This window comes from Vibrio sp. 2132-1 (genome assembly GCF_033344315.1).
The window spans coordinates 1-1,329 of sequence record NZ_JAWPON010000064.1 but is presented as its reverse complement, the minus strand read 5'-3'; the positions used below and the strand labels follow the sequence as shown (position 1 = coordinate 1,329).

Below are 1,329 nucleotides of genomic sequence, written 5' to 3'. Positions count from 1 at the left end.
CTGAGGAATCCCCTAATGATTTTGATAAAAATCATAAATTTAAGGTAGATGCACATCTTGTCATGTGATCAAATGGTTCTGAGAAAAATCAATAACCAGACAACAAGATGTGCGAACTCGATATTTTACACGACTCTCTTTACCAATTCTGCCCTGAATTGCACTTAAAACGACTCAACAGTTTAACGCTGGCTTGCCACGCATTACTTGAATGTAAAACGCTCACTCTTACCGAACTTGGTCGTAACCTGCCAACGAAAGCCAGAACAAAACATAACATCAAACGAATCGACAGATTGTTAGGTAATCGTCACTTGCACAAAGAGCGACTCGCTGTATACCGTTGGCATGCCAGCTTTATCTGTTCAGGTAATTCGATGCCCATTGTTCTTGTTGACTGGTCTGATATTCGTGAGCAAAAACGGCTTATGGTATTGCGGGCTTCGGTGGCACTACATGGTCGTTCTATTACTCTTTATGAGAAAGCCTTTCCGCTTTCAGAGCAATGTTCAAAGAAGGCTCATGACCAATTTCTAGCCGACCTTGCAAGCATTCTACCGAGTAACACTACACCGCTCATTGTCAGTGATGCTGGCTTTAAAGTGCCATGGTATAAATCCGTTGAAAAGCTAGGTTGGTACTGGTTAAGTCGAGTCAGAGGGAAAGTGCAATATGCAGATTTAGGTGCGGAAAACTGGCAACCTATCAGCAACTTACATAGCATATCCTCAAGTCGCTCAAAGACTTTAGGCTATAAGAGGTTGACTAAGAGCAACCCAATTTCATGTCAAATTGCACTGTATAAATCACGTCCTAAAGGCCGAAAAAATCAGCGTTCGACACGGACTAATTGTCATCATCCGTCACCTAAAATCTACTCCGCTTCGACAAAAGAACCATGGGTTTTAGCGACTAACTTGCCCGTTGAAATCCGAACACCAAAGCAACTTGTTAGGCTCTACTCGAAGCGTATGCAAATTGAAGAAACCTTCCGAGACTTGAAAAGCCCAGCCTACGGTTTAGGCCTCCGTCATAGCCGAACTAGCAGCTCAGAGCGCTTTGATATCATGCTGCTAATCGCCCTAATGCTTCAACTGACATTTTGGCTTGCTGGAGTTCATGGTCAGAAACAAGGTTGGGATAAGCACTTCCAAGCTAACACTGTCAAAAATCGAAATGTACTCTCAACAGTGCGCTTAGGGATGGAAGTTTTGCGGCATTCTGGCTACACAATAACGAGGGAAGACTTGCTCGCGGCTGCAACCCTGCTTGCTCAAAATCTATTCAAACATGGTTGTGCTTTGGGGAAATTATGAGGGGATCCCTCAG

The 1,329-nt window shown here is 43.7% G+C and carries 1 protein-coding gene; it reads left to right on the top strand.

Going from position 1 to position 1,329, the window contains the following annotated elements; genetic code table 11:
• The first annotated feature begins 107 nt into the window (after window positions 1-107).
• The gene (locus R8N47_RS23435; RefSeq protein WP_032073033.1) at window positions 108-1,316 is read left to right on the top strand and encodes an IS4 family transposase; all 1,209 of its coding nucleotides are present in this window, start codon (window positions 108-110) and stop codon (window positions 1,314-1,316) included.
• Window positions 1,317-1,329: the final 13 nt, after the last annotated feature.